General features: G+C 72.1%; 16 protein-coding genes and 1 tRNA gene. 11 read left to right on the forward strand and 6 right to left on the reverse strand.

What is annotated here, in order from left to right; translation table 11 throughout:
* Nucleotides 1-14 precede the first annotated feature (14 nt).
* Nucleotides 15-100 (reverse strand) — tRNA-Leu (locus O7611_RS28900).
* 209 nt (nt 101-309) lie between these two features.
* Here O7611_RS28900 and O7611_RS28905 point away from each other — a divergent pair.
* The 7 genes from O7611_RS28905 to pknB are packed head-to-tail and all read left to right on the forward strand — an operon-like array spanning nt 310 to nt 9,272.
* Nucleotides 310-1,098, forward strand: coding sequence for an FhaA domain-containing protein (locus O7611_RS28905; protein ID WP_026267912.1), 789 nt, complete (start codon nt 310-312; stop codon nt 1,096-1,098).
* A 6-nt stretch (nt 1,099-1,104) separates the two neighbouring features.
* Nucleotides 1,105-1,590, forward strand: a complete 486-nt coding sequence (locus O7611_RS28910) for an FHA domain-containing protein FhaB/FipA (protein WP_128138039.1) — start codon at nt 1,105-1,107, stop codon at nt 1,588-1,590.
* Nucleotides 1,587-3,023, forward strand: coding sequence for a PP2C family protein-serine/threonine phosphatase (locus O7611_RS28915; protein WP_194800229.1), 1,437 nt, complete (start codon nt 1,587-1,589; stop codon nt 3,021-3,023). The genes O7611_RS28910 and O7611_RS28915 overlap by 4 nt, the downstream gene beginning before the upstream one ends.
* Before the next feature lie 28 nt (nt 3,024-3,051).
* Complete coding sequence (locus O7611_RS28920) at nt 3,052-4,545, forward strand: FtsW/RodA/SpoVE family cell cycle protein (RefSeq protein ID WP_194800228.1); 1,494 nt, start codon at nt 3,052-3,054, stop codon at nt 4,543-4,545.
* Nucleotides 4,542-6,050: a peptidoglycan D,D-transpeptidase FtsI family protein gene (locus O7611_RS28925; RefSeq protein ID WP_194800227.1), complete on the forward strand. Its 1,509-nt coding sequence runs from the start codon at nt 4,542-4,544 to the stop codon at nt 6,048-6,050. The genes O7611_RS28920 and O7611_RS28925 overlap by 4 nt, the downstream gene beginning before the upstream one ends.
* A gap of 1 nt (nt 6,051) precedes the next feature.
* Nucleotides 6,052-7,437, forward strand: coding sequence for a serine/threonine-protein kinase (locus O7611_RS28930; RefSeq protein WP_194800226.1), 1,386 nt, complete (start codon nt 6,052-6,054; stop codon nt 7,435-7,437).
* On the forward strand, nt 7,434-9,272 hold the full coding sequence (gene pknB, locus O7611_RS28935; protein ID WP_194800225.1) for a Stk1 family PASTA domain-containing Ser/Thr kinase: 1,839 nt from the start codon (nt 7,434-7,436) through the stop codon (nt 9,270-9,272). The genes O7611_RS28930 and pknB overlap by 4 nt, the downstream gene beginning before the upstream one ends.
* A gap of 179 nt (nt 9,273-9,451) precedes the next feature.
* On the opposite strand, the gene O7611_RS28940 is transcribed toward pknB, so the two are convergent.
* The 4 genes from O7611_RS28940 to O7611_RS28955 all read right to left on the reverse strand — a co-directional run bounded on the left by O7611_RS28940 (nt 9,452) and on the right by O7611_RS28955 (nt 12,830).
* On the reverse strand, nt 9,452-10,102 hold the full coding sequence (locus O7611_RS28940; protein WP_194800224.1) for an aminodeoxychorismate/anthranilate synthase component II: 651 nt from the start codon (nt 10,100-10,102) through the stop codon (nt 9,452-9,454).
* Between the two features lie 5 nt (nt 10,103-10,107).
* Nucleotides 10,108-10,380, reverse strand: a complete 273-nt coding sequence (locus tag O7611_RS28945) for a hypothetical protein (protein WP_013473364.1) — start codon at nt 10,378-10,380, stop codon at nt 10,108-10,110.
* Between the two features lie 3 nt (nt 10,381-10,383).
* Nucleotides 10,384-11,280 (reverse strand): class E sortase, encoded by an 897-nt coding sequence (locus tag O7611_RS32030; protein WP_194800223.1) that lies wholly within the window; start codon nt 11,278-11,280, stop codon nt 10,384-10,386.
* Nucleotides 11,281-12,023: 743 nt separating this feature from the next.
* Nucleotides 12,024-12,830, reverse strand: coding sequence for a DUF881 domain-containing protein (locus tag O7611_RS28955; RefSeq protein WP_194800222.1), 807 nt, complete (start codon nt 12,828-12,830; stop codon nt 12,024-12,026).
* 230 nt (nt 12,831-13,060) lie between these two features.
* Here O7611_RS28955 and O7611_RS28960 point away from each other — a divergent pair, with 230 nt between their 5' ends.
* Complete coding sequence (locus tag O7611_RS28960) at nt 13,061-13,324, forward strand: cell division protein CrgA (protein WP_135242661.1); 264 nt, start codon at nt 13,061-13,063, stop codon at nt 13,322-13,324.
* Nucleotides 13,325-13,504: 180 nt separating this feature from the next.
* Nucleotides 13,505-15,703: a (Fe-S)-binding protein gene (locus tag O7611_RS28965; protein WP_194800221.1), complete on the forward strand. Its 2,199-nt coding sequence runs from the start codon at nt 13,505-13,507 to the stop codon at nt 15,701-15,703.
* 66 nt (nt 15,704-15,769) lie between these two features.
* Here the strand turns inward: O7611_RS28965 and O7611_RS28970 are convergent, their stop codons facing one another.
* Nucleotides 15,770-16,447 carry a GOLPH3/VPS74 family protein gene (locus tag O7611_RS28970; protein ID WP_194800220.1) on the reverse strand — a complete coding sequence of 226 codons (678 nt, stop codon included), beginning with the start codon at nt 16,445-16,447 and terminating at the stop codon, nt 15,770-15,772.
* A gap of 81 nt (nt 16,448-16,528) precedes the next feature.
* On the opposite strand from O7611_RS28970, the gene O7611_RS28975 reads away from it, so the two are divergent.
* Both O7611_RS28975 and O7611_RS28980 read left to right on the forward strand, forming a co-directional pair.
* Nucleotides 16,529-17,836, forward strand: a complete 1,308-nt coding sequence (locus tag O7611_RS28975) for a hemolysin family protein (protein WP_194800219.1) — start codon at nt 16,529-16,531, stop codon at nt 17,834-17,836.
* Nucleotides 17,829-18,833, forward strand: coding sequence for a hemolysin family protein (locus O7611_RS28980; RefSeq protein ID WP_013283320.1), 1,005 nt, complete (start codon nt 17,829-17,831; stop codon nt 18,831-18,833). Before O7611_RS28975 ends, O7611_RS28980 begins: the two co-directional genes overlap by 8 nt.
* Nucleotides 18,834-18,947: the final 114 nt, after the last annotated feature.

Consider the following 18,947-nt stretch of genomic DNA (forward strand, 5'->3'; position numbering starts at 1 on the left):
CGGAGCCCTTGTTCTGGTGGGGATGGGGGGAGTTGAACCCCCACGTCCTTTCGGACACACGGACCTGAACCGTGCGCGTCTGCCATTCCGCCACATCCCCGTGGCACGACCCGGAACACCATATCGCATCCCGCGCCCGCCATCTGCGGCGGGTGCCGGGACATATTACGCTGTCCACTGGCCACGCCACGAACGATCACCGCTCGTGGCGGGCGAAACTTTAGCACGCTCGCGGGCCTGGTCACGAACGGGCCGACGGCAGCCGGCCGAGCGGCGTGTGAGCTGCGGAGGCGGTGTCCGGATACCATCATTGCCTCGGGACCCGAGGAGGAGCCGGTGAGCGTGCTGCAACGCTTCGAGAAGCGTCTGGAAGGCCTGGTCGAGGGGGCCTTCGCCAAGGTCTTCAAAGGGGTGGTCCACCCCGTGGAGATCCTCAACGCCATGCAGCGGGAGGCCGAGGCGCACAAGGCGATCCTGGCCGGTGGGCGCACCCTTGTGCCCAACCGCTACGTGATCGATCTCTCGCCCTACGACCACAGTCGGCTGGCGCCGTACGCTGCCGCGCTGGCCCAGGAGCTGGCGCAGTCGCAGGCCGAGTTCATCGGCGAGCAGGCGTGGACGGTCTACGGCGACGTGATCGTCGAGGTCGAACGCGGTGAAGGCCTGGACACCGGCATGTTCCGGGTCACCGCCGAGGTGTACACCGGCGGCGACGTCGCCCCGGTCTCCGCGCCCGGCGGCTACGACGCCGGCCCGGCGTACCCGGCGTACGACCAGGGTGGCGGCTACGGCCCTCCGCCCGGTCACGGCGGTGGCCGCAACGTCCGCTTGGTCTCCGGCGACGGCCGCACCTACCCGCTCCAGATGGGCTCGACCGTGATCGGCCGCGGCGACCAGGCCAACCTGCGCCTGCCCGACGTCGGCATCTCCCGGCGCCACGCCCGGCTGGACTTCGACGGCGGCCAGGTGGTGCTGACCGACCTGGGCTCCACCAACGGCACGATGGTCAACGGCCAGCGGGTGTCGGCGGTCGCCCTCAACCCCGGCGACATGATCCAGCTCGGCACCACGACGCTGACCTTCCGCGTGGACGGCTGACCCGCGTTGCCGGAACTGGTCATCACCGTCGCCCGGTTCGGGTTCCTCATCCTGCTGTGGATCTTCGTGTTCACGGTGGTCGGCGTGATCCGCCGGGACCTCTTCGCCGGTGCCCGGTCGGGCAAGCTGGTGGCCGCGCCGCGGGGGATCGGCGCGTCGACCGGGCAGCCGGGGAAGCCGGCGAAGGCCAAGCGCGGCCGGGCCGCCCACCAGTTGGTGGTCACCGCCGGTCAGCTCGCCGGCACCCGGATCACGCTCGGAGAGGCCCAGATCACCATCGGCCGGGCGGAGGACTCGACCCTGGTGATCACCGACGACTACGCCTCGGCGCGACACGCCCGGCTGGTGCCCCGCGACGGGCAGTGGTACGTCGAGGACCTCGGATCGACTAACGGCACCTATCTCGATCGCGCTAAGGTCACCGGACCAACCCCCGTCCCCCTCGGCGTGCCGATCCGGATCGGCCGCACTTCCCTCGAATTACGGCCATGACTCTGACCCTGCGCTACGCGGCCCACAGCGACCGCGGTCTGATCCGAGACGGCAACCAGGATTCCGTCTACGCCGGACCGCGGCTGCTCGCCGTGGCCGACGGCATGGGCGGCATGGCCGCCGGTGACGTCGCCAGCAACATCGTCATCGGTGCCATGGCGCCGCTCGACGAGGACGTCCCCGGTGACGCCCTGGTCGACGCGCTCCGCTCCGCCGTGGGCACCGCCAACCAGCAGCTCCGCGACACCGTGGACGCCAACCCGCAGCTGGAGGGGATGGGCACGACGCTCACCGCGACCCTCTTCTCCGGCAGCAAGCTCGGCATGGTCCACATCGGTGACTCCCGGGCCTATCTCCTGCGCAACGGTGAGTTCGCGCAGATCACCAAGGACGACACGTACGTCCAGATGCTCGTCGACGAGGGCCGGATCAGCGCGGAGGAGGCGAGCAGCCACCCCCAGCGCTCGCTGCTCACCCGGGCGCTCGACGGCCGCGACATCGACCCGGAGTACAGCGTCCGCCAGGTGCTGCCCGGCGACCGCTACCTGATCTGCTCCGACGGGCTCTCCGGCGTGGTCAGCGCGGAGACCATCGCGGACACCATGCGGGAGTACCCCGACCCGCAGCGCTGCGTGGAACGCCTGGTGCAGCTCGCGCTGCGCGGCGGCGGCCCGGACAACATCACGGTGATCATCGCCGACGCCACCGACCAGGACATCGTCGAGGCGTCCCCGATCGTGGGCGGCGCCGCCGCCCGCGACCGGGGCATGGCGACCTCGGCCGACGACTCCACCCCGGCGGCCCGCGCCTCGGCGCTGTCCGCCCCCCGGCCGCCCGCGCCGGAGGAGCCGGCGGACAACCGCGACGACGAGCCGGAGCGTCGCCGTCGGCGGCCGCTGCGTACCGTCGCCATGGTGCTGGCGCTCGCGGTGATCGTCGGCGGTGGCGCGTTCGGCGGGTGGACGTACACCCAGCGGCAGTTCTACGTCGGCGCCACCGACGACGGTCAGCTGGCCGTCTTCCGCGGGGTGCCCGGCCAGGTCGCCGGACTGGACCTGTCGAACGTGCACGAGCGCAGCGAGTCCCGGCTCGACGACCTCACCCTCGCCGCCCAGGAGCGGGTGAAGCAGGGCATCCAGGCCCGCAACGAGCCGGACGCGGAGCGCCGGCTGGCGGAGCTGACCAGCGACGACCCGGCGAACCCGAACCTCAAGCCGCTCTGCCCGCCCGACCCGTCGCCCGGTGCGACCAGCCCCAGCCCGGCAGCGGGTGGGCTGAACCCGCAGGTCAGCGGCAGTCCCGCACCGTCCGTTCCGCCGGTCGGCTCACCGAGTCCCGGCGCGCCGACGCCGCTGACGACCATCACGCCCGACGCCGTACCCTCCGACACCGTTCCGCCGGCCGACCCGGCGGGTTGCCGGTCGCCGGAGTGAGTGCCGGCTCGATCCCGAGGACGTATCCGTGACCGCAGCCGCCGTACCGGCCGCCTCGCCCGCTTCGACGGGCGAGCAGTCCGGCGTACGCCTGGCCCGGTCCCGGCGTAACGCCGAGCTGTCGCTGCTCCTGCTCGCCATGGTGCTCGTGGCGGCGTACGCGGCGATGGTCGAGGCGAAGGCGCTGGACACGATCACGCCCGACTTCTGGATCCCGGCCGCCGCGCTGGGGCTGGTCTTCCTCGGCCTGCACCTGGTGATCCGCTGGCTGGCGCCGTTCGCCGATCCGGCGCTGCTGCCGGCGGTGGCGCTGCTCAACGGCATCGGGGTCGGCTTCCTGCGCCGGTACGACCTGGCCAAGGCCACGCCCGCAGAGCGGGAGGACCTGGCCATCTTCGCCGGCACCGGTGGCCGGCAGCTCGCCTGGACGCTGGCCGCCGTGGTGCTGGCGGCCGGGCTGCTGGCGATCCTGCGGGACCACCGGTCGTTGTCCCGGTACGCGTACACCCTGGGCCTGGCCGGCATCGTGCTGGTGATGATCCCGGCGTTGCTGCCGTCGCGGTTCTCCGAGATCAACGGCGCCAAGCTCTGGATCATCGTGCCCGGCCTGGGGCAGATCCAGCCGGGTGAGTTCGCCAAGCTGACCCTGCTCACGTTCTTCGCCTACTACCTGGTGCGCAAGCGCGAGGTGCTCTCACTCGCGAGCCGGCGCGTGCTGGGCATCGACTTCCCGCGCGGGCGTGACCTCGGCCCGGTGCTCGTGGTGTGGCTGGTCAGCCTCCTGGTCCTGATCTTCGAGAAGGACCTGGGCACGTCGCTGCTCTACTTCGGCATGTTCGTGGTGACGCTCTACATCGCCACCGAGCGGGTGAGCTGGCTGCTCATCGGTCTGATCCTGTTCTTCGGCGGCGCCTACCTGGCGTACGTGCTGGGCAGCACCGTGGGCGGTCCGTTCGCGAACTTCTACGACCGGGCGCAGATCTGGCTGGACCCGTTCGCCGAGCCGTACGACAGGGGCTACCAGCTGGTGCAGGGTCTGCTCACGCTCGGCACCGGCGGCCTGTTCGGGGCCGGGCCGGGCGGCGGCCAGCCGGCGCTGCTGCCCGAGGTGCAGACCGACTTCATCTTCGCCGGCATCGGTGAGGAGATCGGCCTGTTCGGTCTCTCCGCGCTGCTGGTGATCTACCTGCTGATCGTGGAGCGGGGCCTGCGGGCCGCGCTGGCGGTACGTGACTCGTTCGGCAAGCTGCTCGCCGGTGGTCTGGCGTTCACGCTGGGTCTGCAGGTCTTCGTCATCGTCGGCGGCATCAGCAAGCTCATCCCGTTGACCGGTCAGACCACCCCGTTCCTGTCCGCCGGTGGCTCCTCGCTGATGGCGAACTGGCTGCTCATCGCGGTGCTGCTGCGGGTCTCCGACGGCGCCCGCCGCCCGGTGACCGGCGGCGGTGGTCCGGCCGCCCGGCCCGCCGGTGGTCCGCCCGAGCAGTTGCACGGCGCCCAGACGGAGGTGATCCGGCCGTGAACGCCCCCCTGCGCCGCGTCGGCGTTGTCGTGATGGTCCTGTTCGGGCTGCTGTTCGCCAACCTGAACTGGATCCAGGCGTACAAGGCCGACGAGTACCGCAACAGCGACTACAACGGCCGGGTCCAGGTCGCCGAGTACGACCGCAAGCGCGGCAACATCGAGGTCGGCGGCACCGCGTACGCGGTCAGCAAGGAGACCGGTGGTGAGCTGAAGTACCAGCGCACCTATCCGGGCGGGGCGATGTACGCGCACGTGCTCGGCTGGAAGCCGGTCAACGGCAGCGCGAGCGGCATCGAGCGGGTGGAGAACGACTTCCTGGCCGGCACCAGCGACGCGCTCATCGCCAGCCGGATCAAGGACATGTTCACCGGTGACGAGACCGGTGGCGGCAACGTGCTGCTGACGCTCTCCAAGCGGGCCCAGGAGACGGCGTTCAAGCAGCTGAACGACAACCAGGTCGGCGCGACCAAGGGCGCGGCCATCGCGATCGACCCGCGTACCGGCGCGGTGCAGGCGCTCGTCTCCATGCCGAGCTTCGACCCGAACCCGCTGGCCAGCCACAACAGCACCGAGGCGGACCGGGCGTACAACACGCTGGAGAAGGACAAGGACCGGCCGCTGGCGAACCGGGCCCTGTCCGAGACACTGCCGCCGGGTTCCACCTTCAAGATCGTCATGGCCGCGGCGGCGCTGGAGAACGGAGTCGGCCAGCAGACCCGCATCCCGGCCGGCTCCAGCTACACCGCGCCCGGCGCGGGCCAGCCGATCCGCAACGCGGCGCCGTCGATCTGCCCCGAGTCGCAGGTCACGCTGCGGGAGGCGGTGACCGAGTCCTGCAACACCGGCTTCGCCCAGCTCGGCGTCCGCCTCGGCGCGGACAAGGTCAAGGAGAAGGCGAAGCAGTTCGGCTTCGAGCAGGAGGACCTCAACGTCGGCCAGCTCGGCGAGGGCGGCCTGCCGGTGGCGGCCAGCCGCACCGGCGACATGCAGAACCCGGACGGCAGCACCGACCAGGCCGCGCTGGCGCAGTCCTCGATCGGCCAGAACAACGTGCGGATGACCCCGTTGCAGGGCGCGATGATCGCCGCCGCGGTGGCGAACAAGGACGGCAAGCAGATGCGTCCTTACCTGGTCAAGCAGCTGCTCGGGCCGGACCGCACCACCGTCTACGACGCCGCCCAGCCGCGCGAGCTGCGCCGCCCGATCAGCGGTCAGGTCGCCGCCGACCTGCGCGACATGATGCAGAACGTGGTGAAGGAGGGCACCGGCCGCCGGGCCGCCATCGACGGCTTCGTGGTCGGCGGCAAGACCGGTACCGCCCAGTCCGGCCCGAACACCCCGGACCACGGCTGGTTCATCGGCTTCGCGCTGGACAAGGACGGCACGCCGCTCTCCGCGGTCTGTGTCGAGCTGGAGCAGGCGGGCAGCGGCGGCAGCGCCGAGGCGGCCCGTATCGCCGGCCGGATCATGGCGGCGGCGATCGCCGACTCCGGGAGGCGCTGACGTGCTCGGTCCGGGAGTGAAGCTCGGCAACCGCTACCGCCTCGACGAGCGGATCGCCAGCGGTGGCATGGGCGACGTGTGGCGCGGCACCGACCAGGTGCTGGGCCGTACCGTCGCGGTCAAGAGCCTGCTCCCGGCGCTGCTGGACGAACCGGGCTTCGCCGAGCGGTTCCGCGGCGAGGCCCGGACGATGGCCACCATCAACCACCCCGGCGTGGTCGACGTCTACGACTTCGGCAGCGACCAGCACATCGCGTTCCTGGTGATGGAGTACGTCGAGGGCGACGCGCTCTCCGCCACGCTCAGCCGCGTCGGCCGGCTGACCCCGGCGCGCACGATGGCGTTGCTGGCGCAGGCCGCCGACGCGTTGCACGCGGCGCACGAGAAGGGCATCGTGCACCGCGACGTGAAGCCCGGCAACCTGCTGGTCCGGCCGAACGGCACGCTCGTGCTCACCGACTTCGGTATCGCCCGCTCGGACCTGGTCGGCCAGCTCACCGCCGCCGGCTCGGTGCTCGGCACCGCCTCGTACATCTCGCCGGAGCAGGCCACCGGCGCTGTCGCCACGCCCGCCTCGGACGTCTACGCGCTGGGCGTGGTCGCGTACCAGTGCCTGGCCGGCCGCCGCCCGTTCGAAGGGGACAACCCCCTCGAAATCGCCATGAAGCACGTGCGGGACACCCCGCGGGCGCTTCCGCCGGACATCCCGCCGCAGGTCCGGGCGATCGTGGAGCGGGCTATGGCGAAGGACCCGGCCGCCCGCTGGCCGAGCGCCGCCGCGCTGGCGAGCATCGCCCGGCAGGCCAAGCTCGCGCTCTCCCAGGCGGCCCGCGTCGGGCACCCGATCTCCGGCGTACCCGCCTCGCCCGCCGCGCCGGTCGCGCGGGCGCAGGTGCCGACCGCCGTGCCGCGCCCGCAGCCGCCGGCCGCGGTCCCGCACCCACAGCCCCGGCCGCCCGTGTCCCCGGCGCGCCCGCCTCTCGCCGCGCCGCGGCCAGCAGTTGTCGCGCATCCCGTCCCGCAGCCCCGCCCGCCGGTGGCGCCGCGCGGCGCGGCCCCCGTGCCGCAGCCACGCCCCGTGCCTCAGCACAACCCCCTGGGGTACGCGCGACCGCCCGCCGCCGCCCCGCCCCGGCGCTCCCGGTCCGGGCTGTGGACGACGGCGATCGTGGTGGCCGTGCTGGTCATCCTCTGCTCGGGCGTGATTTCGTTCCTGTACCGGAAATACGGTGATACCGCAGCCGCGCCGGCGAGTGTGAGCGTGACCTCCGGCGCGGTGCGGGCGTACGGAGGCGACTATCCGGTCCGCACGTCGTACCGTCGTGAGGTACGCCTCCTGCCGGCCGGCGGCGGTACGACGACGAGCGAAGGACGAGAGACGCGATGACAGCGCAGGCCCGCCTGCTCGGTGGCAGGTATCAGGTCGGCGAGCTGCTGGGCTACGGCGGCATGGCCGAGGTGCACCGCGGCCGTGACCTCCGGCTCGGGCGGGATGTCGCGATCAAGATGCTCCGTGCCGATCTGGCCCGGGATGCCACGTTCCAGATGCGGTTCCGCCGTGAGGCGCAGAACGCCGCCTCGCTCAACCACCCGGCCATCGTCGCCGTCTACGACACCGGCGAGGAAACCGGCCCCACGGGCGAGACCCTGCCGTTCATCGTGATGGAGTTCGTCAACGGCCGGACCCTCAAGGAGGTCCTCGGCGTCGAGGGACGGCTCCAGCCGCGCCGGGCGCTGGAGATCTGCGCCGACATGTGCGCCGCGCTGGAGTTCAGCCACCGGCACGGGATCATCCACCGGGACATCAAGCCCGGAAACGTGATGCTCACCCAGACCGGCCAGGTCAAGGTGATGGACTTCGGCATCGCCCGGGCGCTCGCCAGCGGCGCCACCACGATGACGCAGACCAGTGCGGTCATCGGCACCGCGCAGTACCTCTCCCCGGAGCAGGCGCGCGGCGAGGCGGTCGACGCCCGCTCCGACGTCTACGCGGCCGGCTGCGTGCTGTTCGAGCTGCTCTGCGGCCACCCGCCGTTCGTCGGGGACAGCCCGGTCAGCGTCGCGTACCAGCACGTACGGGAACAGCCGCCGACGCCGAGCACGATCAATCCGGACGTCAACCCCGCTGTCGACGCCATCGTGCTCAAGGCGCTGTCGAAGAACCCGCTCAACCGCTACCAGAGCGCCGGCGAGATGCGGGCGGACCTGCTCCGCGCCGCCGCCGGGCGGCCGGTGCTCGCCACCCCGGTGATGCCGGCCGACGAGACCATGCCGATGGGCGCCGCCGCGGGCGGCGGGTACCACCAGGCGCAGCAGACCCAGATGATGGGCCCGCAGACCCGCCAGCAGCCGGTGGCGCGGGTGGGTGATCCGGGCAAGCGCAAGAGTTCGTCCTGGGTCATCGCCGCGTTCGCCGCGCTCGGTGTGCTCGCGGTGATCGCGCTCGGCACCGCGCTCTGGCTCAACCAGGCCGGCAACGAGAAGGTGTCGGTGCCGCAGGTGGTGGGCCGTTCGCAGGCCGAGGCGCAGGCGGCGCTCACCCAGGCGGGGCTGCGGTTCACCACTGGCGACCCGGTGCAGAACACCACGTGCGAGAAGGGCTCGGTGGTCGACCAGAGCCCGTCGTTCGGCCAGCGGGTGGAGAAGGACACCGAGGTCACCGTCAACGTCTGCACCGGCCCCGGCCAGGTGACCATCCCCACCAACCTGAGGGGCGGCACGTTCGACGCCGCGAAGGACCGTCTGACCGAACTCGGGCTGACCCCGGTGCGCGAGACCGTCAACAGCAGCCTGCCGAAGGACCAGGTCGTCGACGTTTCGCCGAAGGAAGGCAGCGCGGTCGCCGAGGGCAGCAAGGTGACGCTCAAGGTCTCCCTGGGCAACGTCAGCGAGGTGCCGAACGTCCGCGGCTACACCGAGGACCAGGCGAAGCAGCGGCTCAAGGAGGCCGGCTACGAGGTCCGGGTCCAGGAGGGCGACGAGGTCGACCCGGCCGAGGCGGGCAAGGTCAGCAGCCAGTCGCCGGCCGCCGGGACCAGCCTGGCCAAGGGCGAGCGGGTGACCATCCGGGTCGACGTGCCGCGTGAGGAGGAGCCGACCAGCCCGACGCCGAGCGGCTCCCCCAGCACGTCCCCGAGCACGCCGGGCAACGGTGGCGGCGGCAACGGCGGCGGCAGCGGCTTCCCGTTCCCGCCCGTGACCCCGACCCGCACCGACCGCTGACCACCACCTGACCGACCGACGCGGCGGCGTCCCCGATCCCGGGGCCGCCGCCGCGCCCATGTCTGCGTCGATCATGAAGTTAGCGGTACCGGGCGTCCGATTTGTCCCCGCCAACTTCATGATCGACGGAGAGGGGGCGGGCGGGACCCCGCGCGGGGGTGGGGCGGGAAGCGCGGGGGTCAGGCTGGGGAGAAGGCGGCTCGGCGGCGGGCGTCGACCTCGGCGGCCAGCTCCGGGGCGCGCTCCAGCGCCGCCGGGAAGCCGCAGGCGGCGAGCCAGTTCGCCAGCATCAGGTGACCGCCCTCGGTCAGCACCGACTCCGGGTGGAACTGCACGCCCTCGAGCGGCAACGTGCGGTGCCGCATCGCCATCACCACACCGGAAGCGGTCCGGCCGGTGACCTCCAGCTCGTCGGGGAGCGTCTCGGGCAGGACGGCCAGCGAGTGGTAGCGGGTGGCGGTGAACGGGTCGGGCAGCCCGGCGAGCACGCCCACGCCGTCGTGGCGTACCTCCGAGGTCTTGCCGTGCAGCAGTTCCGGAGCGCGGGCGACTGTCGCGCCGAACGCCTCGCCGATCGCCTGGTGACCGAGGCAGACGCCGAAGATCGGGAGCTTGCCGGCGTACTCCCGGATCACGTCCAGGCAGATGCCGGCCCGGTCCGGGCTGCCCGGCCCGGGCGACAGCAGGACACCTGCGGCGCCGGCGCGGCCCACCTCGGCGACGTCGATCTCGTCGTTGCGCCGCACCTCGCAGTCGGCACCGAGCTGGCCGAGGTACTGCACGAGGTTGAAGACGAACGAGTCGTAGTTGTCGATCACCAGTACGCGCATCGCTGTCACCTGTTCGGGGTGGAGGGTGGGGCGTTGTTCGTCTCGGTGCTGTACGGCAGCTCCTCCTCGCCGGGCAGCCCGGTCGGTTCGGTGATCCCACCGTCACCCGGTACGCCGGAGTCCTGCGTGACCTGCACGTCGTCGAAGGGCAGCAGCGGCTCGGCCCACGGGAAGACCACGAACCAGAGCAGCGCGACGGTGGCGGTGGCCAGCACCAGCGAGCCGAACAGCTTGCCGGGCAGCCCGAACGGCAGTTTGCGCCAGATCCACGAGTACACGGCTCACGCCTCCAACTCGGCCGGACGGCCCGCCGACTTGGCCTGCGTGTGGTCCAGCCGGGCGTGGATGATCAACCGTTGGTAGTTGTCGAACTTCGGGTTGCAGGTGGTGAGCGTCAGCAGCTTCTCGGTGGGCTTCTGACCCGGTTTGCCGGGCACCGGCGCGACCACCTCCACCTGGGACGGCTTGACGATCCGCTGCTGGTATACCCGGTAGACGAGCCACTCCGTCTTGGTCTCGACCACTATCGCGTCGCCGGTCTTCATCTCGTCCAGCCGCCAGAACGTGGAGCGGATCCGGTGGCCGGCGACGGAGAAGTTGCCCACCTCGCCGGGCATGGCACTGTCCGGGTAGCGGCCCGGCGCGTACCGGATGTCCTCCGGGCTGACCCCCTCGACCACCACCCAGTGCTTGTCGAACTTGGGGATGTAGAGGCCGGCGACCGGCCTGCCCTCCGCCGGTGGCTTCGGCTTCACCGTCGGCCCGGTGGTCGGACCGACGGTCGGGTCCGCCGCCGCGTCCCACTCCTGGGCGAGCTGGCTGTTCAGGTCGTTCTGGTGGGCCTCGACGATGACCGCCTTGCCCCAGATCTCGTACCCGGCGAACAGGAGCACCACCAGCCCGAAGGTGATCAGCAGTTCGCCGGTGCCCCGCACGACGGTGCGCAGCCGGGAGCCGACTGTGGGGCGGGTCAGCTCGGAGTAGACGCTGCGGTAGCCGTCGCCGGTCTGCTCGGGCCGCAGTTGCACCACCCGCTCGCCGCGCCGAGGGCGGGGCGGCTCGGCGGGCGGTTCGGCGCCACCGCCGTCCCCGTTCTCGGGGGGCGGGGGCACCGCGCCCATCAGCCCGGTGGCGTCCAGGCGGGGGTCCGCGGGTGGGCGGGTGACGGCGGGCAGCACCGCCGTGGCGCCGCTGTCGGCCGGAGGGTTCCGGTCCGCGCCGGTCGGCCCACCGAGAGGGGGTACGCCGGGCGGCCGTCCCTCACCCCCCGCCGTTCGGCGACCGTCCTCCGGCGGGCGTCCGCCGGCCTCCCACGGGCGGGTGCCGTTCTGCGGTGGCTGCCCACCGCGGCCACCACGCTCGGGCGGGATCGCCCCACCTGTGGAATGGCGGACGGCGTACGGCTGTCCCGCCGGTCCGTACCCCTCCGGTCGCGACTGGCGCCCGCCCGGCCGGTGTGCGACGTCGCCGGGCGCGGCCGGGCGCACCCCGGGGGCGGGACCACCCCGGGGCGCCGCTCCGTGGGGCGCGGGGCCGTTCTGCGTAGGGCCGTGGTGTCCGGCGCCCTGGTGCGCAGGGCCGGCCGGGTGGGGCGTACCCCTGGGGGGAAGCTCGCTCGCCGGGGGGCGGAACCGGGGGTCGGCCTCGGGGCGGGGGGCGCTCGCCGGTTGATGCGCCTGACCGCCCGGCCACGGCGGCGGCGGAGCGACCGGCGGGGCGGTCCGTGGCGCGGAAGGCGGTGGGACGGGCGGCCGGGTGTCCCGGCCGCGTCGGGCCGGGGCGGTGTGGGCCGGGCCGGCGTCCGGCCAGGGCAGGTCGAGCGGCTGTGGCGACGCCGGGGCCGGACGCTCGACGCGGGGAAGGAACGCGGTGGGCTCCTCCCGGCGGTCGTGGCCGGCGCGTTCCCGGGGGTCGCCGCCGGTCACCGGGGCACCGTCGCCGACTGCAACGCGGTGGAGTCCTCGAACGCGGGCACGGTGACTGTGGAGACGCGCTCGGCGTACCCGAGTTGGTAGTGGTCGGCCACTTCCTTGAACACCCGCACTCCCTCAGAGGCGGCGAGCGCCCGCTGGAGTTCCGCGGGATCGCCGATTGCCACGATCTTGAAAGGAGGGGAGTACACCCGGCCGTGCAGCAGCAGGGTGTTACCGACGCAGCGTACCGCGCTGGTGCTCAGCACGCGGACGTTCATGATTGACATGGCCTCCGCGCCGCCGGCCCAGAGCGCGTTGACGACCGCCTGGACGTCGCCCTGGTGCACCACCAGGTCGTCGTTGCTGGCGCCCTTCGGCAGCGGCTGGTCGGGCCGGCGGTCGGCGTCGTTCAGCTCGACTGTCACGCCGCTGCCGGTGAGCGCGGTGAACCCGGCGCCCTGCCGGCTCGCGGCGGCCCGGTCCCGCTCGGTCTTGATCGGCCCGTCGGCGCCGGCGAGCGCTTCGGTCTGCTCCTCCACCTCGGCGCGGAGCCGGGCGGCCTTCGCCTCGCTGGCGGCGACCTCCTCGCGGCGGTCCTCGATCAGCTGGGTGAGCTGGGGCCGGCGGTCCTCACGCAGGGAGGTGCCGCCCGCGGTGGTGGCGGTGGTGGTGAACAGCAGACCGGCCGCGGCGGCGATCAGGGGCACGCCGACGGACCAGCCGGGGCGGCGCTGGCGTGCGCGCCGGGGCAGCAGGGCGGCTGCCGCGCGGCGGAGGACCTTCTGCCAGGAGGCGGCGCCGGACGTGTACTCCACCGGGCGTTCCCTTTCCCGTCGTCTCGTTCCGGCCCGCGCCGGTGCGAGCCGACCTGCTCGACCCGGAAAGTCCGCTCTTTCCGGTTACTGAGTGCACCGGCCTGGCCCCATTCGTGGCCTGGACGGTCCGTCGGGACTACGCTAGCTGTCGAACATTATTGGCCATGGACCGTCGCCCTCGCGCCCGGTTGTCAGGCCGGACGAGGTCGTACCCCCCTCTGGAGAGCGTCGTGCCCAAGTCTCAGGTCCGCAAGAAGAAGGTGTACACCCCGCCGACGGACGTCCGTCCGACGGCGACGGCGTCGACGCGCAAGCCTAGCCCCATCTGGCTGCCCGCTACCGCGGTCGCGCTGATCGTGGTGGGCATCGGCTGGCTGGTGCTCTACTACCTCTCCGAGCAGGCGTACCCGGTCGCCAGCTGGGGTTACTGGAACCTCGCCGTGGGCTTCGGCGCGATGGTCTCGTCGCTGATCCTGCTCTCCCGCTGGCGCTGATCCGGCGCTGCCCCGCCCCGGCGTAGGTCACGCCACGCCGCCCCTGCACGGCGCTTCGGTGCCGGTCCACCTATGGTGTGCGCAGGGCGGCGTGGCCTGGTGCGAGAAGACTCACGTTACTGCTGGGTAACCTTGCGCGTAGGCTGCACGCACAAAGCAGCAGACCGGGAGGCCAACTCGATGGGCAGCGTCCAGATCGTCACCACGATCCTCGCGGCCGCCATCACCGCCGTTGCGGTGTGGCTTGCGGTGCGTGCGGTCATGAAGATGACCGCCGTCATCCGGCTCGGCCAGCCCGCGCCGGAGCGGTTCGGCGACAAGGGCGCGCGTACGAAGAAGATGCTGGTGGAGACCGCCGGTCACACCCGCATGCTCAAGTGGAGCGTGGTCGGCGCCGCCCACTGGTTCGTGATGGTCGGCTTCATCGTGCTGTCGCTGCTGGTGCTGGAGGCCTACTTCGAGGTGGTCTCCACCGGCGGCGGGCTGCCGATCATCGGGCACTGGACGATCTTCGGCCTGGTCACCGAGTGGATCGGCATCCTCGGCCTGGTCGGCATCGGGGTGCTGATGGCGATCCGGCTGCGCAACCGGCCGGGCCGCGCGGAGAACCGCTCCCGGTTCACCGGCTCGACCATGTGGCAGGGCTACTTCGTCGAGTGGGTCGTCCTGCTGGTCCTGATCTTCGGGTTCGTGATCCGCGGCTTCAAGGTCGCCACCGACCACTTCGAGTACCCGGTCTGGGCCGCCCCGCTCAGCCACGCGGTCGGCTCGGTCCTCCCGAACTGGGAGGCGGGCGTCAGCGTCGCCGCGCTCATCAAGATCATGATTTCGATGACCTGGCTCATCGTGATCTCGCTGAACGTCACAATGGGCGTGGCCTGGCACCGCTTCCTGGCCTTCCCGAACATCTTCTTCAAGCGCGACCCGGAGAAGCCGGCCGGTTCCGGCCTGGGCCCGCTGCGCCCGATGACCAGCGAGGGCAAGCCGCTGGACTTCGAGGAGGCCGACCCGGAGAAGGACCAGTTCGGTGTCGCCCAGGTCGAGCAGTTCAGCTGGAAGGGCCTGCTCGACTTCAGCACCTGCACCGAGTGCGGTCGCTGCCAGTCGCAGTGCCCCGCCTGGAACACCGGCAAGCCGCTGTCGCCGAAGCTGCTGGTGCTGAGCCTGCGCGACCACGCGTACGCCAAGGCGCCGTACCTGCTGGCCGGTGGCGGCAAGGACCTGACCGGCGAGGAGAAGGCCACGCAGGAGCAGCTGGCCGGCGTGGACGTGCTCGCGATGGCCGAGGCGGACCGGCCGCTGATCGGCACCGCCGAGGAGGGCGGCGTCATCGACCCGGACGTGCTCTGGTCCTGCACCACCTGCGGCGCGTGCGTCGAGCAGTGCCCGGTCGACATCGAGCACGTGGACCACATCGTCGACATGCGCCGCTACCAGGTGCTGATCGAGTCGAGCTTCCCGTCCGAGGCCGGCGTCATGCTGCGCAACCTGGAGAACAAGGGCAACCCGTGGGGCGCCCCGCAGAACACCCGCGAGGACTGGACCAAGGGCCTCGGGTTCGAGGTGCCGCGCGTCGGCGAGGTCGACGACTTCGAGTACCTGTTCTGGGTCGGCTGCGCCGGCGCGTTCGAGGACCGGGCCAAGAAGACCACCCGCGCGGTCGCCACGCTGCTCAACGAGGCGGGCGTCAAGTTCGCCATCCTGGGCGAGGGCGAGACCTGCTCCGGCGACCCGGCGCGGCGGATCGGCAACGAGTTCGTCTTCCAGATGCTCGCCCAGCAGAACGTCGAGACGCTGAACGAGGCGTTCGAGGGCCGCGAGAAGAGCAAGCGGAAGATCGTCGCCACCTGCCCGCACTGCTTCAACACCCTGGGCAACGAGTACGGCCAGCTCGGCGGCGAGTTCGAGGTCGTGCACCACACCCAGCTGCTGGCCCACCTGGTCAGCGCCGGCAAGCTCACCCCGGTCCAGCCGGTCGACGGCGGCGTGACCTACCACGACCCGTGCTACCTGGGCCGCCACAACCGGATCTTCGCCGCGCCGCGCGAGGTGCTCGGCGATTCGATCCAGGGCGAGCTGACCGAGATGCCGCGCAACAGCGAGCGCTCCTTCTGCTGCGGCGCCGGCGGCGCCCGGATGTGGATGGAGGAGAAGATCGGCAAGCGGATCAACGTGGACCGGGTCGAGGAGGCCATGTCCACCGGGGCGAAGACCATCGCGGTCGGCTGCCCGTTCTGCTCGACGATGCTGAACGACGGCGTGAACGGCAAGGGCGCGGGCGAGCAGGTCGAGGTCGTCGACGTGGCGAGCGTGCTGCTGCGCTCGGTCAAGCCCGAGGCCCCGGCCGGTGAGCCGGAGGTAGCGCCGGCCGCGAGCTGAGGCGTACCCCGGCAGGAGCCGGACCACGACGGCGGCGGCACCCGTGCGGTGCCGCCGCCGTCGCGTTCAGCTGGTCGTGGTGGTCATGATGGCGGCGCTCGTCCCGGCGGTCATCGCGATCATCAGCGCGGCCTGCATCTCCTCGATCGCCTTCTTGGTGGCGGCCGACGCCCAGTCGCCCGCCGCGATCTCCTCGATCCGGGCCTTGACCCGCTCCTTCGGCAGCTCGCGGAAGATCTTGCGGTCCAGGCCGACCGCGCGGGTCAGCGTGAGCAGCGCGGCGGTCCGGGCGTCGACCGGGCCGTCGGTGGTGAGCGCCGTCGTCATCCGTTGCCGGGCCGCGGTCTCCACCGCCGGCTCCGCGCCGGTCGGCGAGGGATAGCGGGTACGCGGGAAGACCAGCAGCACCCGGTCGGACTCCCGGCGCAGCACCCCGCCGTCGACGAGCCCGCCGAGCACCCGGTCGGGCAGGCCCCTGGCGAGCTTGCCGATCCAGTCCTTCGGCTTGCGCGGGCGGCCGGACCCCACAGTCGCCAGCGCCTCGTCCAGCAGCGGTACGCCGGTCGGGGCGGGATCGGTGACCACGAGCCGCTTGTCCACCACCTCCACCCGGCCGGCCAGGGCCAGTTCCAGCAGCACCGCCCCGGCGAGGCCGTAGCCGAGGTGCGGACTGCCGAGCCGGTTCGCGCCGTCGTCGTCGTACGCGAGCAGGACCAGTTCGTCGGTGAGCAGCAGACCGTCCATGCGCACCACGCTACGGGGGTCCACCATCGGCGTCCGCGTGCCACAATCACGCGCATCGACGGCCTTCTGCTTCTGACGCTGTTGCCACTGGTCGGTTTCGTGCTGCTGACCGCCGGCAACGCGTTCTTCGTCGCGGCCGAGTTCGCCCTGGTCACCGTCGACCGGGCGGAGATCGACAGGCGGGCCGACGAGGGCGACGGCCGGGCCGTCACGGTACGCCGCGCGTTGCGGGAACTGTCCTTCCAGCTCTCCGGCGCGCAGCTCGGCATCACGCTCACCGCGTTGCTCACCGGCTACCTGGCCGAGCCCGCCCTGGCCCGGATCTTCGCGCCGCTGCTGCGCCCGCTCGGCGGCGCGGAACGCTTCTCCGGCCTGCTCGCGCTGGCTCTCGCCACGCTCATCTCGATGCTGTTCGGCGAGCTGGTGCCGAAGAACCTCGCGCTGGCCCGCCCGATGCCGGCGGCGCTCGCCACGGCAGCGCCGATGCGGGCCTTCTCCCGCACGTTCGGCTGGCTGATCCGGCTGCTGAACGAATCCGCGAACCGGCTCGTGCGCCGCCTCGGCGTGGAGCCGCAGGAGGAACTGGCGAGCGCCCGCTCCCCGGAGGAACTGGGCCTGCTCGCCGCCATCTCGGCCCGGGCCGGCGCGCTGCCGCCGGACACCGCGATGCTGCTGCGCCGCACCATCCGTTTCGGCGACAAGCGGGCCGCCGAGGCGATGACGCCCCGGGTCGACGTCACCGCGCTGCGCGCCACCACGACCGTGGCCGAGCTGCTGGAGGCGTCCAGGCGGACCGGCCGCACCCGGTTCCCGGTCTACGAGGAGACGCTCGACCTGGTCACCGGCGTCGCCGGGGTGCCGGACGCGCTGGGTGTGCCGCTGGCCCGCCGGGCGGCCACCACTGTCGCCGCCGTGGCCCGGGAACCGGTGTACGTCCCGGAGAGCCTCAACCTGAACGGGGTGCTGGCCGCGCTCAAGGCCGCCGGGGCGGACCTGGCGATCGTGGTGGACGAGTACGGCGGCACCGACGGTGTGGTGACGGTGGAGGATCTGGTCGAGGAACTGGTGGGCGAGATCGCCGACGAGTTCGACCCGGACGCGGTGGACGGCTTCGGGCCGGTGGAGCTCACAGTGCCCGGCGGCGAGCGCACCGTCCTGGCCGACGGCGTGCTGCGCGCCGACGAACTGGTGGAGCAGACCGGGTTCCGGCTGCCCGACGGGCCGTACGAGACGCTCGGCGGGTTCCTCATGGCGCGGCTCGGCCACATCCCGGTGCCGGGCGAGACGCTCGACGAGGCCGGGTACGAGTTCACAGTGGTGGAGGTCGACCGGCACCGGATCGAGCAGGTGCGGGTGGTACGCCCCGAGGAGCCCGACGACGGTGCCTGAACTACTCGTCGCGGTCGGGTTGCTGCTCGGCAACGCGTTCTTCGTGGGCAGCGAGTTCGCGCTGATCGCCTCCCGCCGTACGGTCATCGAACCGCTGGCGGCGACGTCGAAGCGGGCCCGGCTGGCGCTGGCGGCGATGAACCAGATCCCGCTGATGATCGCCGGGGCGCAGCTCGGCATCACCGTCTGCTCGCTGGGCCTCGGCGCGATCGCCGAGCCGGCGCTGGCGCACCTGCTGGAGCCGGCGTTCGCCGCCCTGGGGCTGCCCGCCTCGGCCGTACATCCGGTGTCGTTCGTCATCGCGCTCGCGGTGGTGGTGTTCCTGCACACGGTGGTCGGCGAGATGGTGCCGAAGAACATCACGCTCGCTGGGCCGGAGCCGTCGGCGCTCTGGCTCGGCCCGGCCATGCTGGCGTTCTGCCTGGCCACCAAGCCGCTGCTGCTGGCGATGAAGTGGGCGTCCCGGCAGGTGCTGCGGTGGTGGCGGGTGGAGGCGACAGACGCGGTGAAGACCGTCTTCACCGCCGAGGAACTGGCCGGGCTGGTCTCCCAGGCGCGTACCGAGGGACTGCTGGACGCCGAGGAGCACGCCCGGATCACCGGCGCGCTGGCCCTGCACAGCCGTACCGCGGCGGACGCGCTGCAACCCTGGTCCACTGTCACCACGGTGGCCGAGGACGTCTCACCGGCGTCGCTGGAGGTGCTGGCGACCCGTACCGGCCGGTCCCGCTTCCCGGTGGTGCAGCGGGCCACCCGCCGGGTGCTCGGTTTCGTGCACGTCAAGGACGTGCTCGGGTACGCCGGGGCGAGCCGCCGGGCGCCGGTGCCGGCCGAGATCTACCGGCCGCTGGCGGTGGTGCCGCCGGACCGTACGCTCGCCGATCTGCTGCTCGCGATGCGCCGCGAACGCCGCCACATGGTGCTGGTCAGCGACGGACGCCGGCCGATGGGTGTGGTGACGCTCGACGACGTATTGACAGCCATCGTGGGAAGATGAATTGAATACCCTTGGTGTGCAACCGATTGCGGATACGTGATTGAACAAACGGTCGCCTTGATTCCATCGGACGCCTTCCCTAATGTGAGGCACCGACCGCTGTGGGTCGTCTGC

Origin of the sequence: Micromonospora sp. WMMC273, assembly GCF_027460285.1 — a bacterium.
Lineage (GTDB): Bacteria > Actinomycetota > Actinomycetes > Mycobacteriales > Micromonosporaceae > Micromonospora > Micromonospora aurantiaca.